Annotated in this window: 24 protein-coding genes and 3 pseudogenes; 18 read left to right on the plus strand and 9 right to left on the minus strand. The window is 74.0% G+C overall.

The window, feature by feature from the left end; genetic code table 11:
* The first annotated feature begins 82 nt into the window (after positions 1-82).
* The 6 genes and pseudogenes from rplS (at position 83) to GCE86_RS01130 (ending at position 3,807) form a co-directional block, all read left to right on the plus strand.
* On the plus strand, positions 83-442 hold the full coding sequence (gene rplS / locus GCE86_RS01105) for a 50S ribosomal protein L19 (protein WP_107077631.1): 360 nt from the start codon (positions 83-85) through the stop codon (positions 440-442).
* A gap of 168 nt (positions 443-610) precedes the next feature.
* A pseudogene (gene lepB, locus GCE86_RS01110) lies at positions 611-1,476 on the plus strand (signal peptidase I).
* A 9-nt stretch (positions 1,477-1,485) separates the two neighbouring features.
* A complete protein-coding gene (gene lepB, locus GCE86_RS01115; protein WP_154225169.1) occupies positions 1,486-2,118 on the plus strand; it encodes a signal peptidase I in 633 nt (210 codons plus the stop codon).
* A 47-nt stretch (positions 2,119-2,165) separates the two neighbouring features.
* The gene (locus GCE86_RS01120) at positions 2,166-2,633 is read left to right on the plus strand and encodes an NUDIX hydrolase (protein WP_154225170.1); all 468 of its coding nucleotides are present in this window, start codon (positions 2,166-2,168) and stop codon (positions 2,631-2,633) included.
* Positions 2,627-3,487 carry a ribonuclease HII gene (locus tag GCE86_RS01125; protein WP_154225171.1) on the plus strand — a complete coding sequence of 287 codons (861 nt, stop codon included), beginning with the start codon at positions 2,627-2,629 and terminating at the stop codon, positions 3,485-3,487. The genes GCE86_RS01120 and GCE86_RS01125 overlap by 7 nt, the downstream gene beginning before the upstream one ends.
* Positions 3,484-3,807 carry a DUF2469 domain-containing protein gene (locus tag GCE86_RS01130; protein ID WP_007075222.1) on the plus strand — a complete coding sequence of 108 codons (324 nt, stop codon included), beginning with the start codon at positions 3,484-3,486 and terminating at the stop codon, positions 3,805-3,807. Before GCE86_RS01125 ends, GCE86_RS01130 begins: the two co-directional genes overlap by 4 nt.
* Before the next feature lie 53 nt (positions 3,808-3,860).
* On the opposite strand, the gene GCE86_RS01135 is transcribed toward GCE86_RS01130, so the two are convergent.
* Both GCE86_RS01135 and GCE86_RS01140 read right to left on the minus strand, forming a co-directional pair.
* Complete coding sequence (locus GCE86_RS01135) at positions 3,861-4,967, minus strand: sulfite oxidase (RefSeq protein ID WP_154225172.1); 1,107 nt, start codon at positions 4,965-4,967, stop codon at positions 3,861-3,863.
* A 74-nt stretch (positions 4,968-5,041) separates the two neighbouring features.
* A complete protein-coding gene (locus GCE86_RS01140; RefSeq protein ID WP_154225173.1) occupies positions 5,042-5,692 on the minus strand; it encodes a methyltransferase in 651 nt (216 codons plus the stop codon).
* A gap of 208 nt (positions 5,693-5,900) precedes the next feature.
* On the opposite strand from GCE86_RS01140, the gene GCE86_RS01145 reads away from it, so the two are divergent.
* Positions 5,901-6,488, plus strand: coding sequence for a murein hydrolase activator EnvC family protein (locus tag GCE86_RS01145; protein WP_154230280.1), 588 nt, complete (start codon positions 5,901-5,903; stop codon positions 6,486-6,488).
* On the opposite strand, the gene GCE86_RS01150 is transcribed toward GCE86_RS01145, so the two are convergent.
* The 3 genes and pseudogenes from GCE86_RS01150 to GCE86_RS32550 form a co-directional block, all read right to left on the minus strand.
* On the minus strand, positions 6,422-7,603 hold the full coding sequence (locus GCE86_RS01150; protein ID WP_154225174.1) for an aminotransferase class V-fold PLP-dependent enzyme: 1,182 nt from the start codon (positions 7,601-7,603) through the stop codon (positions 6,422-6,424). The genes GCE86_RS01145 and GCE86_RS01150 overlap by 67 nt on opposite strands.
* Before the next feature lie 152 nt (positions 7,604-7,755).
* Positions 7,756-8,265: pseudogene (locus GCE86_RS32545) on the minus strand (tyrosine-type recombinase/integrase); the annotation flags it as partial.
* Positions 8,266-8,411: 146 nt separating this feature from the next.
* Positions 8,412-8,772: pseudogene (locus GCE86_RS32550) on the minus strand (site-specific integrase); the annotation flags it as partial.
* A 558-nt stretch (positions 8,773-9,330) separates the two neighbouring features.
* Between GCE86_RS32550 and GCE86_RS01160 the strand changes: the two are divergent.
* Positions 9,331-9,672, plus strand: coding sequence for a hypothetical protein (locus GCE86_RS01160; RefSeq protein WP_154225175.1), 342 nt, complete (start codon positions 9,331-9,333; stop codon positions 9,670-9,672).
* Positions 9,673-9,690: 18 nt separating this feature from the next.
* Here the strand turns inward: GCE86_RS01160 and GCE86_RS01165 are convergent, their stop codons facing one another.
* Genes GCE86_RS01165 through GCE86_RS01175 form a run of 3 tightly spaced genes read right to left on the minus strand, consistent with a single transcriptional unit; the run spans position 9,691 to position 12,808 of the window.
* Positions 9,691-11,016 carry a DNA-processing protein DprA gene (locus GCE86_RS01165; RefSeq protein WP_154230282.1) on the minus strand — a complete coding sequence of 442 codons (1,326 nt, stop codon included), beginning with the start codon at positions 11,014-11,016 and terminating at the stop codon, positions 9,691-9,693.
* Positions 10,926-12,446 (minus strand): YifB family Mg chelatase-like AAA ATPase, encoded by a 1,521-nt coding sequence (locus GCE86_RS01170; RefSeq protein WP_154225176.1) that lies wholly within the window; start codon positions 12,444-12,446, stop codon positions 10,926-10,928. Before GCE86_RS01170 ends, GCE86_RS01165 begins: the two co-directional genes overlap by 91 nt.
* Positions 12,447-12,448: 2 nt before the next feature.
* A complete protein-coding gene (locus tag GCE86_RS01175; protein ID WP_154225177.1) occupies positions 12,449-12,808 on the minus strand; it encodes a YraN family protein in 360 nt (119 codons plus the stop codon).
* Positions 12,809-13,006: 198 nt separating this feature from the next.
* Here GCE86_RS01175 and GCE86_RS01180 point away from each other — a divergent pair, with 198 nt between their 5' ends.
* The 8 genes from GCE86_RS01180 to GCE86_RS01215 all read left to right on the plus strand — a co-directional run bounded on the left by GCE86_RS01180 (position 13,007) and on the right by GCE86_RS01215 (position 22,073).
* Entirely contained in the window at positions 13,007-14,020 is a 1,014-nt protein-coding gene (locus tag GCE86_RS01180) for a hypothetical protein (RefSeq protein ID WP_154225178.1), read from the plus strand.
* A gap of 454 nt (positions 14,021-14,474) precedes the next feature.
* Positions 14,475-15,341, plus strand: coding sequence for a 30S ribosomal protein S2 (rpsB, locus tag GCE86_RS01185; protein ID WP_046568768.1), 867 nt, complete (start codon positions 14,475-14,477; stop codon positions 15,339-15,341).
* A 205-nt stretch (positions 15,342-15,546) separates the two neighbouring features.
* Positions 15,547-16,374: a translation elongation factor Ts gene (tsf, locus tag GCE86_RS01190; protein ID WP_154225179.1), complete on the plus strand. Its 828-nt coding sequence runs from the start codon at positions 15,547-15,549 to the stop codon at positions 16,372-16,374.
* A 163-nt stretch (positions 16,375-16,537) separates the two neighbouring features.
* Positions 16,538-17,305: a UMP kinase gene (gene pyrH / locus GCE86_RS01195; RefSeq protein ID WP_154225180.1), complete on the plus strand. Its 768-nt coding sequence runs from the start codon at positions 16,538-16,540 to the stop codon at positions 17,303-17,305.
* 86 nt (positions 17,306-17,391) lie between these two features.
* Entirely contained in the window at positions 17,392-17,949 is a 558-nt protein-coding gene (frr, locus tag GCE86_RS01200) for a ribosome recycling factor (RefSeq protein WP_091268662.1), read from the plus strand.
* A gap of 256 nt (positions 17,950-18,205) precedes the next feature.
* On the plus strand, positions 18,206-19,681 hold the full coding sequence (locus GCE86_RS01205) for a phosphatidate cytidylyltransferase (RefSeq protein ID WP_154225181.1): 1,476 nt from the start codon (positions 18,206-18,208) through the stop codon (positions 19,679-19,681).
* Positions 19,682-19,785: 104 nt separating this feature from the next.
* Positions 19,786-20,931 (plus strand): dual-specificity RNA methyltransferase RlmN, encoded by a 1,146-nt coding sequence (gene rlmN, locus GCE86_RS01210; RefSeq protein ID WP_091268658.1) that lies wholly within the window; start codon positions 19,786-19,788, stop codon positions 20,929-20,931.
* 29 nt (positions 20,932-20,960) lie between these two features.
* Positions 20,961-22,073, plus strand: a complete 1,113-nt coding sequence (locus tag GCE86_RS01215) for a DivIVA domain-containing protein (RefSeq protein WP_154225182.1) — start codon at positions 20,961-20,963, stop codon at positions 22,071-22,073.
* A 75-nt stretch (positions 22,074-22,148) separates the two neighbouring features.
* On the opposite strand, the gene GCE86_RS01220 is transcribed toward GCE86_RS01215, so the two are convergent.
* Complete coding sequence (locus tag GCE86_RS01220) at positions 22,149-22,373, minus strand: DUF2631 domain-containing protein (protein ID WP_154225183.1); 225 nt, start codon at positions 22,371-22,373, stop codon at positions 22,149-22,151.
* A gap of 92 nt (positions 22,374-22,465) precedes the next feature.
* Between GCE86_RS01220 and GCE86_RS01225 the strand changes: the two genes are divergently transcribed.
* Entirely contained in the window at positions 22,466-23,323 is an 858-nt protein-coding gene (locus GCE86_RS01225) for an outer membrane protein assembly factor BamD (RefSeq protein ID WP_154225184.1), read from the plus strand.
* 126 nt (positions 23,324-23,449) lie between these two features.
* Positions 23,450-25,030: a Rieske 2Fe-2S domain-containing protein gene (locus GCE86_RS01230; RefSeq protein ID WP_154225185.1), complete on the plus strand. Its 1,581-nt coding sequence runs from the start codon at positions 23,450-23,452 to the stop codon at positions 25,028-25,030.
* Positions 25,031-25,071 lie beyond the last annotated feature (41 nt).

The following is a 25,071-nucleotide window of genomic DNA, read 5'->3' on the forward strand; positions in this document are numbered from 1 at the left end:
GTCGCCGGCACCACGCGGGGGTCAGAATCACCCATCCGCGCACCGACTGACGGTGCGCCGTGAGCCTCACGAGGACACAGCGATGAACATCCTGGACGCCCTTGACGCCCAGTCGAAGCGCGTTGACCTGCCCGACTTCCGCGCCGGTGACACCGTGAAGGTGCACGCGCGGGTCGTCGAGGGCAACCGGTCCCGGGTCCAGATCTTCCAGGGCGTCGTCATCCGCCGCCAGGGTGACGGTCTGCGCGAGACCTTCTCGGTCCGCAAGGTCAGCTTCGGCGTGGGTGTGGAGCGCACCTACCCGCTGAACAGCCCGGCGCTCGACCGGATCGAGGTCGTGACCCGCGGTGACGTGCGCCGCGCCAAGCTCTACTACCTGCGCGAGCTGCGGGGCAAGAAGGCCAAGATCAAGGAGCTGCGCGAGAAGCAGCCGGCGAGCTGACCTTCCCCTCGCCACGCCGCCGAGCTGCGCGGATGTCGTATCGACGGGATCGCATTACCCTGGTCGGTACGGGCGCAGCCGGACGGCGCGAAGCGGTCCACTGCCGCCCGTGGGGTCTCCCTGGAGACTCCCGGGCGGTAGTGTCGTTTCCGCGGACCGGAGAGTGGCATGGTGCAGATGCTTGACGAGGACGGCACCGTCGACCCGTGGCGCCGACGGCGGCGCATCCGCCGCCAGATGCCGCTCTGGCAGGAACTGCCCCTCCTCCTCGTCGTGGCGTTCTGCCTCGCGGTCCTGATCCGCACGTTCCTGCTCCAGGCCTTCTTCATCCCGTCCGGGTCCATGGAGAACACCCTGCTCATCGGCGACCGGGTGCTGGTCAACAAGGTCGTCTACGACGTCCGCGACCCGGTGCGCGGCGAGGTGGTCGTGTTCCGGGGCACCGACCGGTGGGTGGCCCAGGAGGCTCCGGCGCCGCCGACCAACTTCGCGGGCAAGGTCGGCCGTACCCTCGGCGACCTGGTCGGCATCAGCCGCCCCGGCGAGAAGGACTTCATCAAGCGGGTCATCGGTGTGCCCGGCGACCGGGTCTGGTGCTGCGACAAGGGCCGCGTCGTGGTCAACGGCGTGCCGCTCGAGGAGCAGGGGTACGTCTCCGAGGACTCTCCGGTCGACCTGCCGCCGAACCCGAAGGAGTGCCGCTCCCGGCAGTTCACCGAGATCGTCGTGCCGCCGGGGCAGATCTTCGTGATGGGCGACCACCGGCTGGTCTCGCAGGACGCGCGGTGCCAGGGTCCGGTGCCCATCGACAACGTGGTGGGGCGGGCCTTCATGATCGTCTGGCCGTCCCAGCGGTGGACCACCCTGCCTGTCCCGGAGACCTTCGGCGATCTGCCGCAACCCAACGCCGCGCCGGCCGGGCCGGCCCCGGTGGACCCCGATCCGGTGGGCGGCGTCGTCCTGATCCTCCCGGTCGCGGCCGCGCTCTCCGTTCTCGCGCGTTCAGGGCGACTGCGCCACGGCCGGGGACGTAGGCTCCACCCGTGATTGACGAGCAGACCGAGAAGCCGCGCAGCTCCTTCTGGAAGGAGCTGCCCATCCTCCTGGGCGTGGCGATCCTGGTCGCAGTGCTGGTTCGTGCCTTCGTGCTGCAGACCTTCTTCATCCCCTCCCCGTCCATGGAGAACACCCTCAAGATCGACGATCGGGTGCTGGTCAACAAGCTGGTGTACGACTTCCGCTCACCCCACCGCGGCGAGGTGATCGTCTTCAAGGCGCCCACCGAGTGGAGCGGCAACCCGAACGGCGAGGACTTCATCAAGCGGGTGATCGGGGTCGGCGGCGACCACGTGGTCTGCTGCGACCGCACCGGGCCGCAGGAGCGGCTGATCATCAACGGCAAGGCGATCGACGAGCCGTTCATCTTCCCCGGCAACAAGCCCGCCGACCAGGACTTCGACATCACGGTGCCGAAGGACCGGTTGTGGGTCATGGGTGACCACCGGGAAGCCTCCGGAGACTCGCTGGAGCACTGGCAGCAGTCCGGCGAGGACATCACCGAGGCCACCATCCCGGAGGACCAGGTGGTCGGGCGGGCCTTCACGATCTTCTGGCCGGTCGGCCGCGCGACCTGGCTCAGCGTGCCGGAGCAGTTCGACGGCATCCCCAATCCCTGAGCCGGAGGGCGTGGTCGATCGTCGGAGGCGTCTGGCAGGCTTGGGCGGTGACCGTCTACACCCCTCGTCGTGCGGCTCGGGTACTGCTCGTCGACGCGTCCGACCGGGTGCTGCTGTTCGAGGGCAGTGATCCGGCGCGGCCGGGCCACCGCTACTGGTTCACGCCTGGCGGCGGCCTCGACCCGGGGGAGACCCCGGCCGCGGGCGCGGTGCGCGAGCTGGCCGAGGAGACCGGGCTGCGGCTGGCCCCGGCCGAGCTGGGCGCCCCGGTCTGGGCCGAGACGGTCGAGTTCCCGTTCGACGGGGTCTGGTACCGGCAGGAGCAGGAGTTCTTCCTGGTCCGGGTGCCGGCCTGGGAGGTCGACACGGGCGGCTTCAACGAGGTGGAGCAGGCCAGCGTGCACGGCCACCGCTGGTGGTCGCTCGGCGACCTGGCCGCCACGACCGAGCGCTACTACCCGCCGGACCTGGTGGACCGCCTCACCGGAGTGCTCGGTGGAGGTGGCCCGTGCTGACCCCGCCGCGCACCGTGGTCCGCCGCGACGGTGGCCTCTACGCCCTCGAGCGGGCGCTGCAGCGGCGCGGCTTCCGGCAGGTGGCCGGCGCCGACGAGGCGGGCCGGGGCGCCTGCGCGGGGCCGCTGGTGGCCGCCGCCGCGATCCTGCCCGAGGGCCGGCGCGGTGAGATCGACGAGCTGGCCGACTCCAAGCTGCTCACCCCGGCGGCCCGGGAGCGGGTCTACGAGGAGGTCGTGGCGCGGGCCCTGGCGTACGCGGTGGTGGTCATCCCCGCCGAGGAGGTCGACGCGCGCGGGCTGCACGTGTGCAACCTGGCCGCCATGCGGCGGGCGCTCGCCTCGCTGACCACCCGCCCGGAATACGTGCTGACCGACGGCTTCGGTGTCGACGGGCTGGACGTGCCCGGCCTGGCGGTGTGGAAGGGGGACCGGGTGGCCGCCTGCGTGGCGGCGGCGAGCGTGCTCGCCAAAGTCACCCGGGACCGGATCATGGTGGAACTGGACGAGCGGCACCCCGGCTACGGCTTCGCCGAGCACAAGGGCTACATCACCCCCGAGCACAGCGCCGCGCTGCGGGAGCTGGGGCCCTGCCGGGAACACCGCTTCTCGTACGTGAACGTGGCCACCGTCTCCGGACGGGACGGGCGGCCGCCCCGCTCGCGCCGGCCGGCCGCCGGCAGCCCCGACGAGGCGCTCTTCGGCGCCCTCGACGGGGCGTGCGCCGATGGCCCGGACGAGCCGATGGAGCGCTCCGCCGCGCCAGGGGGTACCGTCGGCGTGGCGTTGGGCGAGCAGCCGCGACCTCCGGCGTCGGTGGGGGAAGATGTGGTCATGGAAGGCGGAGTGCGATGAGCGCGGAAGATCTCGAGAAGTACGAGACCGAGATGGAGCTGCAGCTCTACCGGGAGTACCGCGACATTGTCCGCCAATTCTCCTACGTGGTGGAGACCGAGCGCCGCTTCTACCTGGCGAACCAGGTCGACCTGCACGTCCGTAACTCGGACGGCGAGGTCTACTTCGAGGTCGAGATGCACGACGCCTGGGTGTGGGACATGTACCGGCCCGCCCGTTTCGTCAAGAATGTCCGCGTAATGACGTTCAAGGACGTCAATGTGGAAGAGCTCGAAAAGCCCGACATCTCGCTTCCCGCAGATTCCGGATTCGGCGGCTGATCCGACCCGGCGGCCGGCGGGCCCGCCGGCCCGGCCGACCGCCCGCGGGCGGATCACTCCGCCAGCACGACCACCTCGACCCGCTGCACCAGGTTGTTCGCGAACCCGCCCCGGTTCCACGGCTGCTCGACCGGCTGGGTCCGCCCGGACGCGTCGACGGCCCGGGCGCCCAGCACGTGCCGCCCCGGCGTCGCCCGCCACGACACCTGCCAGCGCCGCCACGCCCACTCGCCCCCGGTGGGCTCGTCCAGGGTCGCCGGCACCCACGTCGCACCGCCGTCGAAGGTCACCTCGACGGCCGTCACCGGCGCGTGCCCCGACCAGGCCCGACCGTCCACCGTGCACGGCCCCGGCCGCAGCACGCGGGTCCGGGACATGAAGTCCGGGAAGCCCGGCGGGCGGACCAGGGCCCGGGGCTCGATCCGGGTCACCGGTACGCCCGGATCGTCGGCGTCCCGCCGCAGCCGATACGCCACCGCGTTCTGGTAGCCGTCGAACGGCTCGGTCAGCACCCGGATGTCGCGCAGCCACTTGACGTGCGCCATGCCGTACCAGCCGGGCACGATCAGCCGCAGCGGCGCCCCGTGCTGCGGCAGCAGGGGAGCGCCGTTCATCTCGTACGCGAGCAGCACCTCCTCGCGCAGCGCGTCCGCCACCGGCAGCGCCCGCTGGTAGTCCTGCTCGACCCCGCGCTCCACGCCGTGGTCCGCGCCGGTGAAGACCACGTCCACCGCGTCGTCGGCCAGGCCGGCCTCCCGGAGCAGCGGGGCCAGCGGGGTGCCGGTCCACTCGGCGTTGCCCACCGCCTCCACCAGCCACGGCTGGCTGACCGGACGGGGGTGCAGCAGCGCCCGGCCGTTGCCCGCGCACTCCAGCGTCACCCGGTGGGTCACCCGCGGCCGCTCCCGCAGCGCCGCGAGGTCGAGGCGCAGCGGGCGCGCGACCGCGCCGCCCACGGTGAGCGCGTGCGTCGCCGGGTCGACGTCCGGGATGTCGTAGTGGATGAGCAGGTAGTGCAGCCCCGCCGGCGTCACGTCGTAGCGCAGCGCCTCCAGCGGGATGCCGTGGTTGCGCGCGGCCAGCTGCAGTTCCTCGGCGCTGATCGCCTCGTCCGGCCCGGCGATCCGGGACGGTCCGCTGACGTCGTCCACAGTGGTCATCTCGGTGCTCCTCGGCCTGGTCCGGGGTGGGTGAGACGGTCGAAGCCTTCAGCGTGGGTGAGACGGTCGTCGCCTCAGGGGTGGGTGAGACGGTCGTAGCCGATGAACTCGAACATCGCCGCGCCCGGCGCCAACGGACGGGACGGGCCGCCGAAGCGGTGCGCGCCGACGCCGACCCCGTCGGCCGGGCTGCTCACGGCGAGCGGCGTGAAGCCCTCCTCGGCGAACCAGTCGCAGATGACGGGAACCAGGTCGGGCTCCCGGCGGTGCCGGGTCCAGAAGACCGTGCCGCCCGGGGCGCAGAGCGAGGCGCAGTGCCGGACCGTGGCCCGGATGTCGGCGTCGGTGATGTTGCCGAAGATGCCGCAGGCCAGGACGAGGTCCGCCGGCACGAGGTCGGCGTACCGGTCGGTCAGCGCCGCGTCCCCGACGACCACCTCGACGCCGGTCAGGCCCGCCTCGGCGGCGGCCCGCCGGGCGACCTCGGCGTTGCGCGGATCCAGCTCCACGAGGCGTGCCGTCACCTCCCCGCCGCGCGGATGGGTGGCGAGCACCGGGATGAGGTCCCGCCCCTGACCGGCGCAGAGGCTGACGGCCCGCAGCGGTCCGGGCGGCGCGCTGTCGAGCGCCTCCGCGATGCGGTCCCGCACCTCGGCGAGGCGGCGGGACAGGGCGGAATCGGGCTGGTCGTAGTCGGTGTGCCAGGCGTACCAGTCCTTCGTCACGCGGCCAGCATAGGCGGCGCGCCGGTAGCAGATCCGTCCCGCCGGCGGGGGCGCGTCCACAGCTGGGCGGCTGTCCACAGTGGGGTGGTTGCCGGGTCGCGGGGGTGGTTCATGGACGGCAGAGTGCGGACTCGTGTCGAAGGTGTTGAACCGCGTGGCCCTCGTGATCGTGCTGCTCGTGGTACCGGCGCTCCCATTTGCCGGGCCGATGCCGCCCGGTGCCGGGGTGCTGGCCGCGGCCCGGCCGTTCACGCTGTCGTCGTCGGAGCCTGGGACGGGTGCGGTGCCGCGGCAGCCGGCGGCGCGGTTCCGTTGGCCGCTGCCCGGCACGCCGCGCGTGGTGCGCCGGTTCGACCCGCCGCCGCAGCCCTGGCTGGCCGGGCACCGCGGCGTGGACCTGGCCGCCACTCCGGGCGTCGAGGTCCGGTCCGCGGGCGCGGGGGTGGTCCTCTTCGCCGGCACGGTGGCCGGGCGGCCCGTGGTCACCGTCGGGCACGCCGACGGGCTGCGCACCACCTACGAGCCGGTCCGCCCCGGCCCGGCCGCCGGCACCCGCGTCGCCGCCGGCACACCGATCGGCCTGCTGGTGGCCGGGCACCCGGGCTGCCTCGCGGCGGCGTGCCTGCACTGGGGGCTGCGCCGGGGCGAGGAGTACCTCGATCCCCTCGCCCTGCTCGGGCTCGGCCCGGTCCGGCTGCTCCCGCTCGACCCGCCGCCCGGGGCCGCCGCTCAGCCCTGGGCGAGCAGGGTGGGCAGCCGGACGGCCAACCGGTCGTACTCGTCCGGCGTGTTGTAGACCTGACCGCACAGGCGCAGGTAGCCGCGACCGTTCCAGGCGGCCGTCGACACCTCGGCCGAGAGCCGGTCCGCGATGAGGGCCCGCAGGTCCCGCGCCGCGTCCATGGTCGTGGCGACGCCCGGCGGCAGCGGGATCAGCCGCATGGCGACCGTCGGTCCGCCGGGCTGCGGGAGGTCGGCCGGCGCCACCCCGAGGGCGTCCCCGACCACCCGTTGCCCGTACGCGGCCAGCGCCGCGTTGTGCGCCCGTACCCGCTCCAGGCCGAGGCTGCGCAGGGTGAACAGGCCGACCGGCGCGGCCAGCCAGCCGGTGTAGTCGAGGGTCGCCTGCCACTCCACCCGGGTCGGGAATCCGCTGCCCTGCTCCCAGGAGACGACCAGCGGCTGGATCCGCTCCCGCCACGGCTCCGCGACCACCAGCGCGGCGGTGCCGCGCGGCGCGTATGCCCACTTGTGCAGGTTGCCGACCCAGAAGTCGGCACCGACCGACGCCACGGTGGTGGGCAGCATGCCCGGGGCGTGCGCGGCGTCGACCAGCACCGGCACCCCGTGCTCCCGCGCCACCCCGACGATCGCCGCCGTGGGGAAGAGCCGGGCGGTCGGCGAGGTGATCTGGTCGACGATCAGCAGCCTGGTCCGCCCGGGACGCAGGCCCGCCCGGACGATCTCCACCACCTCCTCGTCGCCGGCGGTCAGCGGCACCGGCAGGGTCCGCGACACCGCCCCGGTGCGCGCGCACTCCCGCTCCACCGAGAAGCCCACCGCCCCGTAGCCGTGGTCGGTCGTCACCACCTCGTCGCCGGGGCCCAGCCCCAGCGACTGGAGCACGATGGCGGCGCCCGTGGTGGCGTTGCCGACGAGGGCCGTGCCCTCGGGATCCGCGCCGAGGAACGTGGCCAGGTGCCGGCGCGTGTGTGCGATCCGGTCCACCAGACCCTGGGTGAAGAAGCGGAGCGGGTTGGCCTCCATCTCGTCGCGCAGGCGCTGCTGGGCGCGCTGCACGGCGATCGGGACCGCGCCGAACGAGCCGTGGTTGAGGTGACTGACCGACGGGTCGAGGGAGAAGAGCAGCCGAGCCCCGGGGATCGGCTCGGGCGGCTGCGGAACCGTCATCGGGCGATCGTAGCCCGCCGTGGATCATCAACCCGCCGGTTCCGGGCCGCAATGCGTTCCGTCGCTGAACCGCGGGCGAGCTGGCTGTCGCCGCTCCGGGGCTGGCCTGTCCGTCCCGGGGCCGGTCCGCGGCCCACCGTCACGGGTGAGCTTCAGGCGCGCGGGTGCGCCTGCCGGTACGCCGCCCGCAGCCGCTCCACCGAGACGTGGGTGTAGATCTGGGTGCTGGCCAGCGAGGAGTGCCCCAGCAACTCCTGCACGGCACGCAGGTCGGCGCCACCCTCCAGCAGGTGGGTGGCCGCCGAGTGCCGCAGCCCGTGCGGCGTCACCGGCGGCAGGCCGGCAGCCTCGGCGTACCCGGCGACGATCCGGCGGGCGGTGGTGGGGTTGAGCCGGCCGCCCCGGGCCCCGAGCAGCAGCGCGTGCGCCGACCGGGCCGCCGCCAGGGCCGGCCGGCCGTGGGCGAGCCAGGCGTCCAGGGCCCGTTGCGCGGGCACCCCGTAGGGCACGGCCCGTTCCCGCCCGCCCTTACCGAGGACGCGTACGACCCGGCGGGCCTGGTCGACGTCGGTCACGTCCAGGCCGCAGGCCTCACTGATCCGTACCCCGGTGCCGTAGAGCAGTTCGAGCAGCAGCCGGTCCCGCAGCAGCACCCCGTCGGGCTGGTCGTCTCCATCCCGGCCCGGCGCGATGGCGTGGCCAGCCGTCGCGACCCTGCCGGCGGTGGACGACGCGGCCTGTGCGCCGTCCTCGTTCCGTGGTGACGCGGCGTCGGCCGTCGTCCGGGGCAGGCTCAGGTCCGGGGCGTCCATCAGCGCGGCGGCCTGGTCGGCCCGCAGGACGGTCGGCAGTTCCCGGTGCGCCTTCGGGCTGGCGAGGGGCGCGCCCACGTCGGCGGGCAGCAGGCCGGCTCGGTGCGCCCAGGCGCTGAAGGTGCGGGCGGCGGCGGCCCGCCGGGCGAGGGACGTCCGGGCGGCGCCCATGGTCCGCTGTTTCGCCAGCCAGCTCCGCAGCACGGTCAGGTCGAGCTCGGACAGGTCGGCGCAACCCATCCGCACCGCGTGGTCGAGCAGCGAGACGAGGTCCGTGACGTACGCCCGCACCGTGTGCGCGGACCGGTTGCGGACCCGGGCCAGGTGGTCGGCGAAGTCGTCGACCACCTCGCGCATCGGCGCCGGCAGCGCCTCGTGGGCCGCCCGCGTGCCACGCCGCTGATCAGTCACCGGGAACTCCGGCCGAGTCGTCGGGGCCGAGGCGCGCACCGGAGCGGGGGCGGGCGGGAAGCACGAGCCCAGCCTACGGGCGTCAGCGGGTGGCGGCCGCCCGCCGCTCCGGGCTGGACCCCCGGCTGGTCCCCGGGGACCGATGCCCGGTGACGGAATGCACGCACAGCGGCCGGGCGCGGATCGCCGAGTCGGGTCGGAGGCCGACGGGTGCTCGCGCGGGCGGCGTGAGGAAACCGGAGCGGACGCGGAACGGCACGCCGTACGGGGTGGCTGACCCGCCCTGGACAGGGGAAACTGTTGCTACGAAGAGGACGGTGGCGGCGTTTCCGGGTCGCCCGCGGGCGAACCGTCGACGTCGCCGACAGGTGCCGACACCCCGCCACTGCGGGCGGCCGGGCGCTGGGGCGTACCGGTGTGGTGGCGGCGCGGAAGGGCGACTGGCGAGACGGATCGGAACGGGCGTCCCCGGGGTGGCGACGCCGGTGGGAGGAGGGACCGAGCATGGGGGTGGATGCCGTCCTCTACCGGCAGGTGCGGGCCGGGCCTGCACGCCGCCGGCCGTCGTACGTCTCGACCGAGGTGGTTGCCGACCCGAACGACGTCCTGCTCGACCTGCTCAAGCGGGTGCGGGGCGGGGGTCGTACGCCGCTGCTGGACCGGGTCGACCCGCTCGGTGAGCTGGTGGTGGACGCCGAGGGGGTGCCGCAACTGCTGGACGAGCTTCGTTGCCTGGCCGAGGTGGCCCGGGCGCCGGCGGAGGTCGACCAGGTGCGCCGGCTGGCCCTGCTGGCCCGGCGGTGCCTCAGCAGCCGTGACGCCGAGATCCGGTTCGAGGGCGACTGAGCGCACGGACCGGGCAGGTCAGTAGGGCGGACCCACCAACGGACTCGGACTGACGCCGGTCGGCGCCCGGTCGCCGGCGGCCCCGCGCTCCGGCGGCGGTGCGAGGGCGTAGCCGTCGTCGCGGCGCACCACCATGGCCAGCTCCTCCAACATGGAGAGCTTGCGCATGGCGGTGCGCAGGTCCACCCCGGCGCGGGCCGCGACCTGCTCCACGCCGATCGCCTTCCGGCGGGGCAGCGCCTCCAGCACCTGGGCCGCCTCGTCGTCGAGCCGGTCGCGCGGCTGCTCCGGCGCGCGGGCGGGTGGCGCCAGGTCGTACCCGATCCGCCCCACCTCCTCCAGCACGTGGGCGGTGCCGGTCACGAGCCGTGCCTTGTGGTGCTCGCGCAGCGCCTCGTGCGCGCCCACCGACATGGCCGACGTGACCGGCCCCGGCACCACCATCCCCGGCCGGCCGACGCCGATCGCCCGGTTGAGGGTCTGGGTGGCGCCGCTGCGGGCCGCCGCCTCCACCAGCACGGTGCCCGCCGTCGCCGCGGCGATCACCCGGTTGCGGATGAGGAACCGGGGCCGCAGCGGCTCCGCGCCCGGCATCCACTCGCTCACCAGGAGGCCCGCCTCGGCGATCCGGTCGAACAGCGCGGCGTTGCCCATGGGGTACGGGCGGTCGACCCCGCAGGCCAGCACGGCGACCGTGAGCCCGCCGGCGGTCAGCGCGCCCCGGTGCGCCGCGGAGTCGATGCCGAACGCCCCGCCGGAGACCACCGTCCAGTCCCGGTCGGCCAGCCCGTAGCCCAGCTCGGTGGCGACGTGCGTGCCGTAGGGCGTGGCCGCCCGGGCGCCGACCACCGCCACCGATCGGGCCAGCGCCTCGCCCAGCGGTGGCGCCCCGCGTACCCAGAAGCAGAGCGGCGGAGCGGTCTCCAGGTCGACCCGGCGGCCGGTCCCCGACAGCCGCAGCGCGCGCAGGTCGGCGACCTGGGCCGGCCACTCCTCGTCCTCGGGGGTGACCACCCGCGCGCCGAGCCGCTCGGTGCGGCGCAGCGCCTGCTCGGCCACCTCCCGCGCCGCACCGGCGGCGGAGCGGGCCGCCACGGCCGCCCGCAGCGCCGCGTCCGGCGCGCCACCGGCCAGGAGCAGATCGAGCGCGGCGACCGGGCCGAGCTGGTCGACCAGTCGATGCACCGACCAGGTGCCGGGCTCGGTCAGCCAGGTCAACGCCACCCGCGCCAGCAGGCGTTCCTCCGTGCCGGTCACGCGCCCTCTCCCGTCCTCAGTTGGATGGCCTCCGCGATGTCCCCGCCGTCGGGGCGGTCCCGCCCGTCCAGGTCCGCGATCGTCCAGGCGAGCCGGACGACCCGGTCGAAGCCACGCGCCGAGAGCGATCCGGTGTCGAGCCTCCTGCGGAGCTCCCGGGTGTCCCGCGCCGGCAGGCGCCACGGGTGCTGGCGCAGGTGCGGGCCGGGGATCTCGGCGTTGAGCCGCCGGCCGGTCGTGGCCCATCGCTCGGCGGCGGCCCGACGGGCCGCGGCGACCCGGGCCGCGACCGTCGCGGAGCACTCGTGGGGGGTGCCGGTCTGCAGCAGCTCCGCCGCACGCACCGGGGGCAGCCGCACCTGAACGTCGACCCGGTCGAGCAGCGGACCGGAGAGCCGGCCCAGGTAGCGCCGGCGGGCCAGCGGAGTGCACTCGCAGTCGGCGTCGCCCGACGGCTTCGCGCAGGGACACGGATTGGCGGCCAGCACGAGTTGCGTCCGCGCCGGGTACTCGGTCGAGCCCTGGGCCCGGGCGACCTGGACCCGGCCGTTCTCCAGCGGCTGGCGCAGCGCCTCCAGCGCGCCCTTGCTGAACTCGGCGGCCTCGTCGAGGAAGAGCACGCCCCGGTGAGCCAGCGACACCGCCCCAGGCCGGGCCAGCCCGGACCCGCCGCCGACCAGCGCGGGAACCGTGGCGGTGTGGTGCGGCGCCTGGAACGGGGGCCGGCGGAGCAGCCGGCCACCGGGCGGCAGCAGCCCGGCGATCGAGTGCAGGGCGGTGACCTCCAGGGCGGCGTCGTCGTCGAGTTCCGGCAGGACCGACGGCAGCCGCTCGGCGAGCATGGTCTTGCCGGCGCCGGGCGGGCCGAGCAGCGCCAGGTGGTGCCCGCCGGCGGCCGCCACCTCCAGTGCCCGGCGGCCGAGCCGCTGCCCGGCCACCTCGGCCAGATCCGGCCCGCCGGTGACGGGAGCCGGCGTGTCGGCCGGCGGGGTGAGCAGGGGCGCGCCGTCCCGGACGAAGGCGACCAGCCGGTGCAGGGTGTCGACGGCGCGTACGCGGACGCCGGGGATCACCGCCGCCTCGGCGGCGTTGGCGGCCGGCACCACGACCTGGACGAGCCCGGCCCGGGCCGCGGCGGCCACCATGGGCAGCACGCCACGCACCGGTCGGACCGTGCCGTCGAGGCCCAGCTCGCCGAGGACCACCGTGGCGTCCAGCGGCAGGAGCGGCAGCTCGCCCGAGCCGCCGAGCACCGCCACGGCGATGGCCAGGTCGAAGGCGGAGCCGTATTTCGGCAGGGTGGCGGGCAGCAGGTTGAGGGTGATGCGGCGGTTCGGCCACTTCTGCCCGGAGTTGACGATGGCCGCGCGGACCCGGTCCCGGGCCTCGTGCAGCGCGGTGTCGGGCAGCCCGGAGATCACCATGCCGGGCAACCCGGGCGCCAGGTCGGCCTCGACCTCCACCACGTGCCCGGCCATCCCCACGAGGCCGACGCAGAGCACCTTGGCGTAGCTCATCGTCAGAACGCGCCTCTCACGTGCTCGACCCGGGCCGGCCCGGCGACCGGGAGCCGGACCGCCAGGACGTCGAAGCGGACCTCCTCGGCGGTCGTGCCCGTCGCGGCGAGCCAGCGGGCGGCCAGCCCGCGCAGCCGGCGCGCCTTGGCCCGCACCACCGCCTCGGCCGGACTGCCGAAGTCCTCCGTGCGCCGGGTCTTCACCTCGCAGAAGGCGAGCACCGGCCCGTCCCAGGCGATGATGTCGATCTCCCCCTCGGGGCACCGCCAGTTCCGGGCGATCGGGCGCAGCCCCGCCTCGATGAGGTGCCGCACCGCGCACCGTTCGCCGTACGCCCCGACGGCCTGGTTCCGCTTCGTCATGCCGGTCAGCCTGGGGCTCCCGTACCGGCGGCGGGGGCGCCCTGTGGACGACGGGAGGCCCTGTGGACGGACACACGATCATGCGTGGGCTGTGCTAGGCGCGGTCGGCCGTCGCCGGGGGTGGCCGGCGATCCGGCAGTGACCAGCGACGATGCCCGGGGGTGGCCCGGATGGCGCGGACGGTGCCGGTCGCATACCGTGCCGGTCGTGGACGGACGACGGAGCTATCCCGACGATCAGCAGGGGTCGCACAGGGGCGACCGCGGGTACGAGCCGGACTGGCGCGCCGCGGGCGAACCGCGCTACCGCGACGACTTCCCCGCACCGGAGCAGCGCACCGGCGAGAACCGGTACGGCGACCCGGCCCGGTTCGGGAGCGACGACCCGCTGGGCGACGACACGGGCGGCTGGCGCCCGCACCGGCTGGACGATCCGGTGGAGACCTCCGGCGAGCTGCCGGGGGAGCGCGGCGGCCGGCGAGCGGCCCGCGAGTCGGGCGACCCGCTCGGCCCGGACCGCACGGCGAACCCGCTCGGCTCGACCCGCACTGCCGACCCGCTCGGCTCGACCCGCACCGCCGACCCGCTCGGCGGGGACCGCGCCGCCGACCCGCTGCGTCCCGGCCCGCTGGGCGGCTACCCGGTCGTCGACCCGAGCCGTCCCACCGACCCCACCCACGCCGGCCCGGCGGTCACCCACGCCGGCCCCACCCCGGCCTACGCCGGCCCGACGCCGATCACCGTGGGGGACCGGCCCGGTCCCGGCGCGGCGACCCCGCTGGTCGTCGGGGAGCGGCCGGGCGGCCCCGCGCCCGAGCTGACGGCCGGACCGGTCCCGCACCCGCTGGAGATGCCGACCGGCCCGATGCCGTCGGTCGCGCCCCGGCCCGACGGCCCGCCGCCCGGCGACGGCGTCTACCGGACCCGCCGCCCGGCTCTCGCGGTGCTGCTCGCCGTCATGGTGCTGGTCCTGGAGATCCCCGCGCTGCGGGTGCTGCTGCGCGGCGTGGTCGGCGACCCGGTCTCCACCTCGCACGTCGTGGTGGGCACGTTCCTGGTGCTCGGGCTGCCGATCTTCGGCACCGGCCTGTACGGGCTGCGCACCGGAGGGCTGGCCCTCGCCGACGGCAGCCGCGGCTGGCTCCGCCCGCCGACCGCCTACCTGACCGTCGGCCTGGTGCTCTTCCTCGCCGCCGCCCTGGCCGCCGGCTGACCCGCCGCCCCGGGCGGCCAGCGTCCGCTGGCCTGCCATCCCGGTCACCCGGCAGGGCTGCCAGCCTCCGCTGACCTGCCACCCCGGTCAACGGCCCGGCAGGCAGCCTCCGGCCGACCCGCCGCCCCCGGCCGCGGGCTGACCCCGCAGCTCGCCGGCCGCCGGGTGAGGCAGGCCGACGGACCGCATGTGGCACACCGGAGGCGGGCGTCCCGAATGGGACCGGATGGGCGTTCCCGAACCCCGGGACCGGGGGGCGGCGAAGGGGCGTACACTGGTCGACTGGCGACCGCCTTGCGCGGTCGACCTCGCGCGCCCTCTCCACGGACCTCTCGTGGGGCGGCGGCCTCCCTGGTCCCGATCTTGATCGGGCCCACCATGGCCGGCGACCGGGCGCCAGGCGTCCGGCCGCCGGCCGGACGGGACAACCAGGGATGAACAGGGAGTACCCACCATGGCCGTCGTGACCATGCGTCAGCTGCTCGAGAGCGGTGTCCACTTCGGGCACCAGACCCGGCGCTGGAACCCGAAGATGAAGCGCTTCATCTTCACCGAGCGCAACGGTATCTACATCATCGACCTGCGCCAGACCCTCGACTACATCGAGAAGGCGTACGACTTCGTGCGCACCACCGTCGCCGGTGGCGGCAGCATCCTCTTCGTCGGCACCAAGAAGCAGGCCCAGGAGGCCATCGCCGAGCAGGCGACCCGGGTCGGCCAGCCGTACGTCAACCACCGCTGGCTCGGTGGCATGCTGACCAACTTCCAGACCGTGTACAAGCGGCTCCAGCGGATGAAGGAGCTGGAGGCCCTGGGTGACCTGAGCGGCACCGCCGCCGGTTACACCAAGAAGGAGACCCTGCAGCTCTCCCGCGAGAAGATCAAGCTCACCAAGACCCTCGGTGGTCTGCGGGACATGCAGAAGCTCCCGGCCGCGGTCTGGATCGTCGACACCAAGAAGGAGCACATCGCCGTCGACGAGGCCCGCAAGCTGGGCATCCCGGTGATCGCCGTGCTCGACACCAACTGTGACCCGGACGAGGTCGACTTCCCGATCCCGGGCAACGACGACGCGATCCGCTCGGCCGAGCTGCTGACCAAGGTCGTCGCCGCCGCCGTGGCCGACGGTCTGATCGCCCGCTCCGGCCGTGGCCGTGGCGGCGACGAGAAGCCGGAGCCGGGCCAGGTCGGCGCCGACGAGCCGCTGGCCGAGTGGGAGCGCGAGCTGCTCGAGGAGCCGAAGAAGGCCGACGAGCAGCCGGCGGCCGCCGCCGAGCAGCCCGCGACCGCCGAGCAGCCGGCGACCGCCGCCGCCGAGTGATCTCGCCGTCGCGTCCCCACCGTCCGTTTTCACGGCCGGTGGGGCGCGACGGGTACGCCGGGCGGAACCGGCCCGGAGCCGGGCAGACCGGCGGCCAGAAATCCGGGCGGACCGGCGGCCAGAAATCCGGGTAACCGGCAGCCAGAAATCCGGGTAACCGGCAGCCAGACCATCCAACGCAGTCTCCAACACCGAAGAGAGAGTCATGTCCAACTTCACCGCCGCGGACGTCAAGAAGCTCCGGGACCTCACCGGCGCCGGCATGATGGACTCGAAGAAGGCGCTGACCGAGGCCGAGGGCGACTTCGACAAGGCCATCGAGATCCTGCGCGTCAAGGGCGCCAAGGATGTCGGCAAGCGGGCCGGTCGCACGGCCGCCAACGGCCTCATCGCCCACGCCGGCCAGGCGCTGCTCGAGCTCAACTGCGAGACCGACTTCGTCGCCAAGAACGACGCCTTCATCGCGCTGGCCCAGCAGCTCGTCGAGCACGGTGTGGCCAGCGGCGTGAACAGCGCCGAGGAGCTGCTCGCCAGCACCATCGACGGCAAGACCGTGGCCGACCTGATCCAGGAGCAGTCCGCCAAGATCGGCGAGAAGCTGGTGCTCAACCGCTTCGCCAAGCTCGACGGCACCACCGCGGTCTACCTGCACCGCAAGAGCCAGGACCTGCCCCCGGCGGTCGGCGTGCTGGTGCAGTACAGCGGCAAGGCCGACGAGGCCGGCGACGCGGACGCCCGCGGCGTGGCCATGCAGATCGCCGCCATGCGCCCGAAGTACCTGACCCGCGACGAGGTCCCGGCCGAGACCGTCGAGTCGGAGCGGCGCATCGCCGAGCAGACCGCCCGCGAGGAGAACAAGCCCGAGGCGGCGCTGCCGAAGATCGTCGAGGGCCGGGTCAACGCCTTCTTCAAGGACTTCGTCCTGATGGAGCAGGCGTCGGTCGCCGACAACAAGAAGACGGTGAAGCAGCTGCTGGCCGACGCCGGCATCGAGGTGACCCGCTTCGTGCGGTTCGAGGTCGGCCAGGCCTGAGCCGCCGCACCGGGCGCATGACGCGCCCGGGCGCAGGGAAATCTTCGACGAGGAGGCCGCCGGTGTACGTGACAGGCACCGCGGCCTCCTCGTCACATAGGGTCGGCAGCGGCAGGTACGCGGTACGCGGCGCCCACGAGGCGCGACGGAAGGGGCGGGTCGGATGACGCAGGTTGTGAGTGACCGGAGCCTGGCGGCGGATGACCCGACCGCCCCGCCGCCCGGTCGGGCCCGCCGGGTGGTGCTGAAGCTCTCCGGTGAGGTCTTCGGTGGCGGCGCCATCGGTGTCGACCCCGACGTCGTGCAGGCCATCGCCCGGCAGATCGCCACCGTGGTGCGCCGCGGCGTGCAGGTGTCCGTGGTGGTCGGCGGCGGCAACTTCTTCCGCGGCGCCGAGCTGCAGAAGCGCGGCATGGACCGGGCCCGCGCCGACTACATGGGCATGCTGGGCACGGTGATGAACTGCCTGGCCCTCCAGGACTTCCTGGAGAAGGAGGGCATCGAGACCCGGGTGCAGAGCGCCATCACCATGGCCCAGGTCGCCGAGCCGTACATCCCGCTGCGGGCGATCCGGCACCTGGAGAAGGGCCGCGTGGTCATCTTCGGCGCGGGCGCCGGGATGCCGTACTTCTCCACCGACACGGTGGCCGCCCAGCGGGCGCTGGAGATCCGCGCCGACGTGGTGCTGATGAGCAAGAACGGCGTGGACGCGGTCTACACCGCCGACCCCCGGATCGACCCGTCGGCGAGCAAGCTCGACTCGATCACCTTCTCCGAGGTGCTGCGCCGCAACCTGCGGGTGGCCGACGCTGCTGCGTTCAGCCTCTGCATGGAGAACGGCCTGCCGATGCTGGTCTTCGGCGCCCAGGGCGACGACACCATCGTCCGTGCCGTCGGTGGTGAGAAGATCGGCACGTTGATCACCGCCTGACCGGTTCCGCCGAGCCGGCAGCGGTCCTCCGACACAGCAGCACCCGCACAGCCCACGACGAGCGACAGAAGGAGGCGAGGAGACCGGTGATCGACGACACCCTCCTCGAGGCAGAGGAGAAGATGGAGCGTGCCATCGAGCACGCCAAGGAGGAGTTCGGCGGGATCCGCACCGGTCGCGCCAACGCCGCGATGTTCTCCCGGATCGTCATCGACTACTACGGCAGCCCGACCCCGCTGCCGCAGATGGCGTCCATCGCCGTGCCCGAGCCGCGCATGGTGATCATCAAGCCGTACGACAACTCGCAGATCAACGCCATGGAGAAGGCGATCCGCGACTCGGACCTCGGGGTCAACCCGAACAACGAGGGCAACCAGCTGCGCATCGTGCTCCCGCAGATGACCGAGGAGCGGCGCCGCGAGATGATCAAGGTCGCCCGGCACAAGGGCGAGGAGGCCAAGGTGGCCGTCCGCAACATCCGCCGCAAGGGCAAGGAAGAGCTGGACCGCCTGGTCAAGGACGGCGAGGTCGGCGAGGACGAGGGCCGGCGCGCGGAGAAGGAGCTGGACGACCTGACCCAGCGCTTCGTCGCCACCGTCGACGAGCTGGTCAAGCACAAGGAGAACGAGCTGCTCGAGGTCTGAGCGCCCGCGTACCGCCACGGCACCGGTGTGCCGCCGCCCGTCCCGGGGTGGCGGCCCGGTGCCGTCGTCGTGCCGGACGGCGTCCGCCGTGCGAGCTTCCCGGGTGCAGTAGGCTCGGCACGATTCCCGCCCACCACGGAGTGAACAGCGGGGGTCGGCCGGCCGTCGGGCCGGTCAACCGGAACTGCTCGCGGCTGTAGGGGATGGTCTTGGTCTTGCGTCATGTGGTGGCTCCCGTACCGCCTGCCGGTGCGTGATGTCCCACCCCGACCCCTACGGCAACGCCGAGCCGCGCGGCTGGGACCGCCCGGCGCCGCTGCCCTGGCCGGAGACCGACCTGGAGCCCGGCCCCTGGCGCCCCGGCACCGAGGCGTACGCGCGTCCGCCCGGCCGTCCCGCCGCCGACCCGTACGCCCGGCCGGCTGACCGCCACGACGGGCCGCGCGGTCGCCGGCCGTACGACGGACCCTCGGCCCCCGGGCGGGGCTGGCGGGAGGAGCCGGCCCCCGGCGGCCCGGGCCACCTGGACGCCGGGCCGGGCTACCGGGACGCCGGTCCCGGCGGTTTCCGGCCCGCGGACCGGGACCCGTGGGACCACGACCCGCGCGACCGGGGCCCGGCCGTCGACCCGCGCGACCGCGACCGGGGTCCGGCCGTCGACCCGCGCGACCGCGACCGGGGTCCGGCCGTCGACCCGCGGGAGCGGTACGACGCGGCCCCGCGGAACCGGGGCTACGACCGGCCGGACGACGAGTACCCGACCGCCCAGATCGCTCCGGTGCGGGACGAACCGACCACCCAGCTCCCGGCGGTGCGCGACGAGGCCGACCCGGACCCGGAGGCGCCGGCGGGCCGGCGGTCGAAGGGCCGGCGGCGGGCCAGCGCGGACCGCCCGCCGACCGCCCAGCCGAAGTCGTCCCGGGCGGGCCGCAACCTGCCGGCCGCGATCGGTGTGGGGCTGGCCCTCGGCGCGGCCATCCTGGTGCCGCTCTTCTTCTACCTGCCGGCGTTCCTCGCCGTGATCGCCGCCGCGGTGGCGATCGGCTGCTGGGAGATGGCCCGCGCGGTACGCCGCAGCGGCGCCCACCCGCCGCTCGTGCCGCTGCTGGCCGGTGGCGTGATCACCGTAGGACTGGCGTGGTTCGCCGGGCCGGACGCGCTCTGCCTCGGCCTGCTGGTCACCGTGCTGGGCACGATGATCTGGCGGCTGGGCGACGGCCCCGGCAACTACCAGCGCGACCTCACGGCGGCCACCCTGATCGCGGTCTACGTGCCGTTCCTCGGCGGGTTCGCGGCGATGCTGGCGGCCGCTCCCGACGACGGTCACCTGCGGGTGCTGGTCACCCTGGTCGCCGTGGTGCTCTCCGACACCGGCGGGTACGCGGCCGGCGTCGCCTTCGGCAAGCACCCGATGGCTCCCACGATCAGCCCGAAGAAGTCCTGGGAGGGCTTCGGAGGCTCGGTGACGGCGGCCGCCGCGGGCAGTGCCGTGCTGCTCTGGCTGCTGCTCGACGTGGCCCCCTGGTGGGGCGCGCTGTTCGGGGTGGCGATCTCCGGCGCGGCGGTCCTCGGTGACCTCGCCGAGTCCATGATCAAGCGGGATCTCGGGGTCAAGGACATGAGCAACCTGCTCCCCGGGCACGGCGGCCTCATGGACCGGCTCGACTCGATCCTGTTCGCGGTGCCGGCCGCGTATCTGCTGCTGGCGGTCTTCGTGCCGATGGCGGGCTGAGGCGTGAATCACGTGGGTGGCGCCGTCCCGGCCGGCCGGCCGGGACCGATTCGGCACCCACGGACAGGTGCGTCCGCCGTTCGGCGTGTCAGACTGGACGCGCCATGACGAGCCTCCCGCTGATCTCCGTAGACCCCGACGCCCGCGGCCGCCGGCCCGCGATGCCACCCCGTCACCTCGCCGACCTGGACCTGCCGGGCCGGCAGGCGCTCGTCGCCGAGCTGGGGGAGCCGGCGTTCCGCGCCAAGCAGGTCTCGAACCACTACTTCGGCCGTCTGGTCCGCGACCCGGCGCAGATGACCGACCTGCCGGCGGCGACCCGGGAGCGGCTGGCGGGCACCCTGCTGCCCACCCTGCTCAACCCGGTGCGGGAGATGGCCTGCGACGACGGCGCCACCCGCAAGGCGCTCTGGCGGCTGCACGACGGCTCGCTGGTGGAGAGCGTGCTCATGGGCTACCCGGACCGGGTGACCGTCTGCATCTCCAGCCAGGCGGGCTGCGGCATGGCCTGCCCGTTCTGTGCCACCGGCCAGGCCGGGCTGACCCGCAACCTCTCGACCGCCGAGATCGTCGACCAGGCGGTCTACCTGGCCGGCGTGGCCGCCTCGGGCGCGGTGGCCGGCTCGCCGCCGCGCCTGTCGCACGTGGTGTTCATGGGCATGGGCGAGCCGCTGGCCAACTACGCGCGGGTGGTGGCGGCGATCCGGCGGCTGGTCGCTCCGGCCCCGGAGGGGCTCGGCCTGTCCCAGCGGCACATCACCGTTTCCACGGTCGGCCTGGTTCCTGCCATCCGCCGACTGGCCAGCGAAGACCTCTCAGTGACCCTTGCGTTGTCGCTGCACGCCCCCGATGATGAGCTGCGCGACGAACTCGTGCCGGTCAACCAGCGCTGGAAGGTGTCCGAGGTACTGGACGCGGCGTGGGACTACGCGGACACGACGGGACGTCGCGTGTCCATCGAGTACGCGATGATCAAGGACGTGAACGACCAGCCGTGGAGAGCCGATCTGCTCGGGCGGCTGCTGGCCGGCAAGCTGGCCCACGTGAACCTGATCCCGCTCAACCCGACTCCGGGCAGCCGCTGGGACGCCAGCCCGAAGCCGGTCGAGCGGGAGTTCGTCCGGCGGTTGCGCGACGCCGGGGTGTCCACGACGGTGCGGGACACCCGGGGTCGCGAGATCGACGGGGCGTGTGGGCAGCTCGCCGCCGCCGAGGACAGGGACAGCGACCCACGCGCCGCAACGGCGTGACGGCGTAGCGGTAGAGACCAGGAGACATAGTGGCGAGTCAGGGTCAGCGTTTCCGGCGTAAGGCGCTCCGCCGGGGATACAAGGTCGACGAGGTCGACGCCTTCCTGGATCGGGTGGAGGCGACACTCGCCGGCCAGCCGGTCGGGGCGCCCGTGGCCTCCCAGGAGGTCCACGACGTCGTCTTCCGGGTCCGCTTCAACGGCTACGACGAGTGGCAGGTCGACCTGCACCTGGACCGGGTCGAGCGGCAGCTCGCCGAGCTGGAGGAGCGCGGTGGCGCCCCCGGCGGGCGGGGTGGCGACCCCCGGATGGCCGACCGGCTCGGCCCGCCGATGCGCGACGACCGCGGCCTCTCGCCCGTGCCGCAGCCCCCGATGCCGCCCCGGCCGATGCCCGCGCAGGCCGGCCCGCCCGCCGACCGCTACGGCAACCGCTACGACGAGCCGACCGGTGCCTTCGCCGGCGGGTACGACGGGCCGCGCGGCGGCTACGACGCACCCCGGGGCCCGGGTGGCCCCGGCCCGATGGGTCCCGGCGCCCCGATGGGTCACGGCGGCCCGCCCTCCCGTGGCCTGCCCCCCGGCCCGGGCGGCTACGGCCAGGACGGCGGCTTCGACGGCTTCGAGGCCGGCCGGCACGGTCGCGCCGACATGACCGCCGAGATCCGGATGCCCGAGCGGGACCTGCGCGGCCGTGGCCCGGCCGGCCCGCCGCCGGTGCCGCAGCAGGGCTACGGCCCGGACCAGGGCTACGGCGGCCCCGAACAGGGCTACGGCGGCCCGGAGCCGGGCTACGGCGGCCCCGACCAGGGCTACGGCGGCGCCCCGGGGATGGCCGGCCCGCCGATGGCCGGTCCGCCCATGGTGGGCCCGCCCATGGCCGGCCCGCCCGGCAGCGACCTCTACCGGGTCGACCAGATCCGCCGCAGCTTCCAGGTGCGCCGCTTCGGCAGCGGGTACGACCCGGACCAGGTCGACCGGTTCTTCGAGACCCTGCTCGGTGGCATGCAGGGCCGCAACCCGATGCCGGTGAACCCGAAGGACCTGGACACCCTGCGCTTCGGGCTGGTGCCCGGTGGCTACTTCGAGGCCGAGGTCGACGCCGCGCTCAAGGACGTGCAGGACATCCTGCTCGGCCGCTGAGCCGCCACACGACGGAAAAGGGCCCGCCCCCGATCGGGGGCGGGCCCTTCGTCGTGCGGGTCGAGCGCGTGCCGGTCAGGACCGCAGGCCGTTGCGGCGCAGCACCGCGTCGCCGATGACGATGGCCAGCAGCAGCGCCGCGAGCCCGAACAGCCAGATGTTCTCCACGTTGCCCTCGTGGTTGCCGCAGAGCGCCATGACCACCAACACCGCCGCCGAGAGCACCGCGCCGATCCGCCCCGACTTGCGGTGCCCCGGCCGGTGCTGGTCGGGCGCGGTTACCGGCTCACTTCCTGCCACTGTCGGTCCTTCCCTCGCGATCGGATCTCCGGTTAGTCTGGCACGCCCCGTGGCGGCCCCGGTGCGGGGTCCGACCTGATGGTGGGGGAGACATGACCCGCGAGGACGACCGCGAGCTGTACAAGCGGGCCCAGCAGGCGTGGGACGCCGAGGACTGGCCGGTCGCCGGTGAACTGTGGGAGCGCCTGGCCCGGCGGTACCCGGACCTCCCCGCGGCCGAGTCGTGGTGGTACAACGCGGCGCTGGCGTACAAGTTCCTGCGGAACTGGGCCAAGGCGTACGACCTGGGGCGGGAGGCGGCCGCCCGGGCGACGCGCGGCAGCGGGGACCCGGCGTTCTGGAACCTGGGCATCGCGGCGACGGTCATGGAGGACTGGGCGACGGCGCGGGACGCCTGGGCGGGATACGGGCTGGACATCCCGGACGGCGAGGGCGAGATCGAGGCGGACTTCGGCGCCACGCCGATCCGGCTCAGCGGCGGCGAGGTGGTCTGGGCCCGGCGGCTCTGCCCCACCCGGGCCCGCGTGCTGAACGTGCCGACGCCGGGTTCCGGCCGCCGGTTCGGCGAGGTCGTGGTGCACGACGGCGCGCCCAACGGGGAGCGGGCGGTCGACGGCCGGACGTACCCGGTCTTCGACGAGCTGCTGCTGTTCCGGGCCTCGGAGCTGCCGACCACCACCGTCGAGGTCGTCGCCGCCACGCCGGAGGACGTCCGCGCGCTGGCCGGGCTCTTCGACGAGCACGGGTACGCGGCGGAGCCGGCCAGCGGCGTACGGGCCCTGTGTGCCTGCTGCAGCGAGGGGACCGTGCACCAGGATCGCGACCACCAGGTCGCCGGCGGCCAGCGGGTGCACCTCGCGGCGCCGGTGGAGCGCATCGCCGGGCTGATGGACGCCTGGTGCGCGCCCGCCCCGCAGCGGCGGAGCTGGACCGGAGTGATCGAGGGCTGACGCGCCCCGGGCCGTCGGACCCGCTCGGCCGGGGCGGAAGGTCACTACCGGCGTCGCGGGACGGCGACCACACTGCCTCCGGTAGCGTCTTGACGTACGCCTGATGCCTTTTTGAGGGGGACTACGGTGCGAGTGACCGGTACGGGCCATGCCAGCATGCGGATCGACACGGCCGCGGGCAGCATCCTGTGCGACCCGTGGGTCAACCCTGCCTACTTCGCCTCCTGGTTTCCCTTCCCGGACAACTCCCAGCTCGACTGGGCGACGCTCGGCCAGTGCGACTACCTCTACGTGTCGCACCTGCACCGGGACCACTTCGACGCCAAGCACCTGCGCGACCACATCTCCAAGGACGCCACCGTCCTGCTGCCCGAGTTCCCCACCTCGGAGATGGAGGACGAGCTGCGGGAGCTGGGCTTCACGAAGTTCCTCAAGGCCCCGAACGAGCAGGTCGTGGAGCTGCCCGGCGGCCTGAAGATCATGATTCAGGCGCTGACCAGCCCGACCGACGGCCCGATCGGCGACTCGTCGCTCTGGGTCGAGTACGACGGGGTCCGGCTGCTCAACCAGAACGACGCCCGCCCGACCGACCTGACCGTCTTCGCCGAGCTGGGCCACGTGCACGCCCACCTGCTGCAGTTCTCCGGCGCGATCTGGTACCCGATGGTCTACGAGCTGCCTCAGGCCGCGAAGACCGCGTTCGGCAAGCAGAAGCGCGACCGGCAGTTCGACCGCACCTGGCGCTACATCGACGACCTGAAGGCCGACCACGTCTTCCCGATCGCCGGTCCGCCCTGCTTCCTCGACGACGAGCTGTTCCAGTTCAACGACATCTTCGGCGACGAGGGGAACATCTTCCCCGACCAGTCGGTGTTCCTGTCCGAGTACGCGAAGGTCGGCGGCACCAACGGCATCGTGCTGCTGCCGGGCAGCGTCGCCGAGGTGACCACCGAGGGCGCGACCACCACCCACCCGGTGCCGGTCGAGGAGTTCTTCGCGAACAAGCGGGCCCACCTGGAGGAGATGCGGGAGCGCAAGCGCCCGATCATCGAGGCGGAGAAGGCGTCCTGGCGGCACCCCGAGGTGGACGTGCTGGGCGAGATGAAGCGCCGGATCGAGCCGCTGCTGGACGAGTCGATCTACCTGGCCAAGGGCGTGGGCGGTCCGGTCCGGTTCGACCTCGTGGGCTACGACGGTGAGAGCGTCGAGTCGATCGTGGTGGACTTCCCCGGCAAGGAGGTCCGGCCGTACGCGGACGAGAAGGTCCGCTACCGGTTCCGCACCGAGCGGGCGCTCATCGAGCACCTGCTGCACATCGGCGAGGTCGACTGGGTCAACTCGCTCTTCCTCTCCTGCCGGTTCTCGGCGGCCCGGATCGGCCAGTACAACGAGTTCGTCTACGCGTTCTTCAAGTGCCTCTCCGAGGAGCGCCTCCAGTACGCCGAGGGCTGGTACGACGAGCACGAGCGGGCCGTCGACGCCGAGGACATCACCCTTGACGGCTGGGTGGTGCAGCGCCGCTGCCCGCACCTCAAGGCGGACCTGAGCCGCTTCGGCATCGTCGAGGGCGACCAGCTCACCTGCCAGCTGCACGGGTGGAAGTTCGACCTGTCCAGCGGCCGCTGCCTGACCAGCGTCGGCCACAAGATCCGCGCACATCGCGCCGACGCGGAGACCCCGGCACCCGCCGGCGAGGCGATCAGCTGAGTTTCCCCCCGCCCGCCGCCCCCGCCGGGTGACCATCAGGT

The organism is Micromonospora terminaliae (genome assembly GCF_009671205.1).
In the GTDB taxonomy this organism is placed as follows: domain Bacteria; phylum Actinomycetota; class Actinomycetes; order Mycobacteriales; family Micromonosporaceae; genus Micromonospora; species Micromonospora terminaliae.

What these genes read in the sequence shown, in the direction of transcription:
- GCE86_RS01150 (WP_154225174.1), bottom strand. Translation starts at nt 7,603, where the DNA reads ATGACGGTTCCGCAGCCGCCCGAGCCGATCCCCGGGGCTCGGCTGCTC.
- GCE86_RS01170 (WP_154225176.1), bottom strand. Translation starts at nt 12,446, where the DNA reads ATGAGCTACGCCAAGGTGCTCTGCGTCGGCCTCGTGGGGATGGCCGGG.
- GCE86_RS01175 (WP_154225177.1), bottom strand. Translation starts at nt 12,808, where the DNA reads ATGACGAAGCGGAACCAGGCCGTCGGGGCGTACGGCGAACGGTGCGCG.
- pyrH (WP_154225180.1), top strand. Translation starts at nt 16,538, where the DNA reads ATGACGCAGGTTGTGAGTGACCGGAGCCTGGCGGCGGATGACCCGACC.
- GCE86_RS01160 (WP_154225175.1), top strand. Translation starts at nt 9,331, where the DNA reads ATGGGGGTGGATGCCGTCCTCTACCGGCAGGTGCGGGCCGGGCCTGCA.
- rpsB (WP_046568768.1), top strand. Translation starts at nt 14,475, where the DNA reads ATGGCCGTCGTGACCATGCGTCAGCTGCTCGAGAGCGGTGTCCACTTC.
- GCE86_RS01145 (WP_154230280.1), top strand. Translation starts at nt 5,901, where the DNA reads ATGCCGCCCGGTGCCGGGGTGCTGGCCGCGGCCCGGCCGTTCACGCTG.
- rplS (WP_107077631.1), top strand. Translation starts at nt 83, where the DNA reads ATGAACATCCTGGACGCCCTTGACGCCCAGTCGAAGCGCGTTGACCTG.
- GCE86_RS01130 (WP_007075222.1), top strand. Translation starts at nt 3,484, where the DNA reads ATGAGCGCGGAAGATCTCGAGAAGTACGAGACCGAGATGGAGCTGCAG.
- GCE86_RS01205 (WP_154225181.1), top strand. Translation starts at nt 18,206, where the DNA reads ATGTCCCACCCCGACCCCTACGGCAACGCCGAGCCGCGCGGCTGGGAC.
- GCE86_RS01135 (WP_154225172.1), bottom strand. Translation starts at nt 4,967, where the DNA reads ATGACCACTGTGGACGACGTCAGCGGACCGTCCCGGATCGCCGGGCCG.
- rlmN (WP_091268658.1), top strand. Translation starts at nt 19,786, where the DNA reads ATGACGAGCCTCCCGCTGATCTCCGTAGACCCCGACGCCCGCGGCCGC.
- GCE86_RS01225 (WP_154225184.1), top strand. Translation starts at nt 22,466, where the DNA reads ATGACCCGCGAGGACGACCGCGAGCTGTACAAGCGGGCCCAGCAGGCG.
- tsf (WP_154225179.1), top strand. Translation starts at nt 15,547, where the DNA reads ATGTCCAACTTCACCGCCGCGGACGTCAAGAAGCTCCGGGACCTCACC.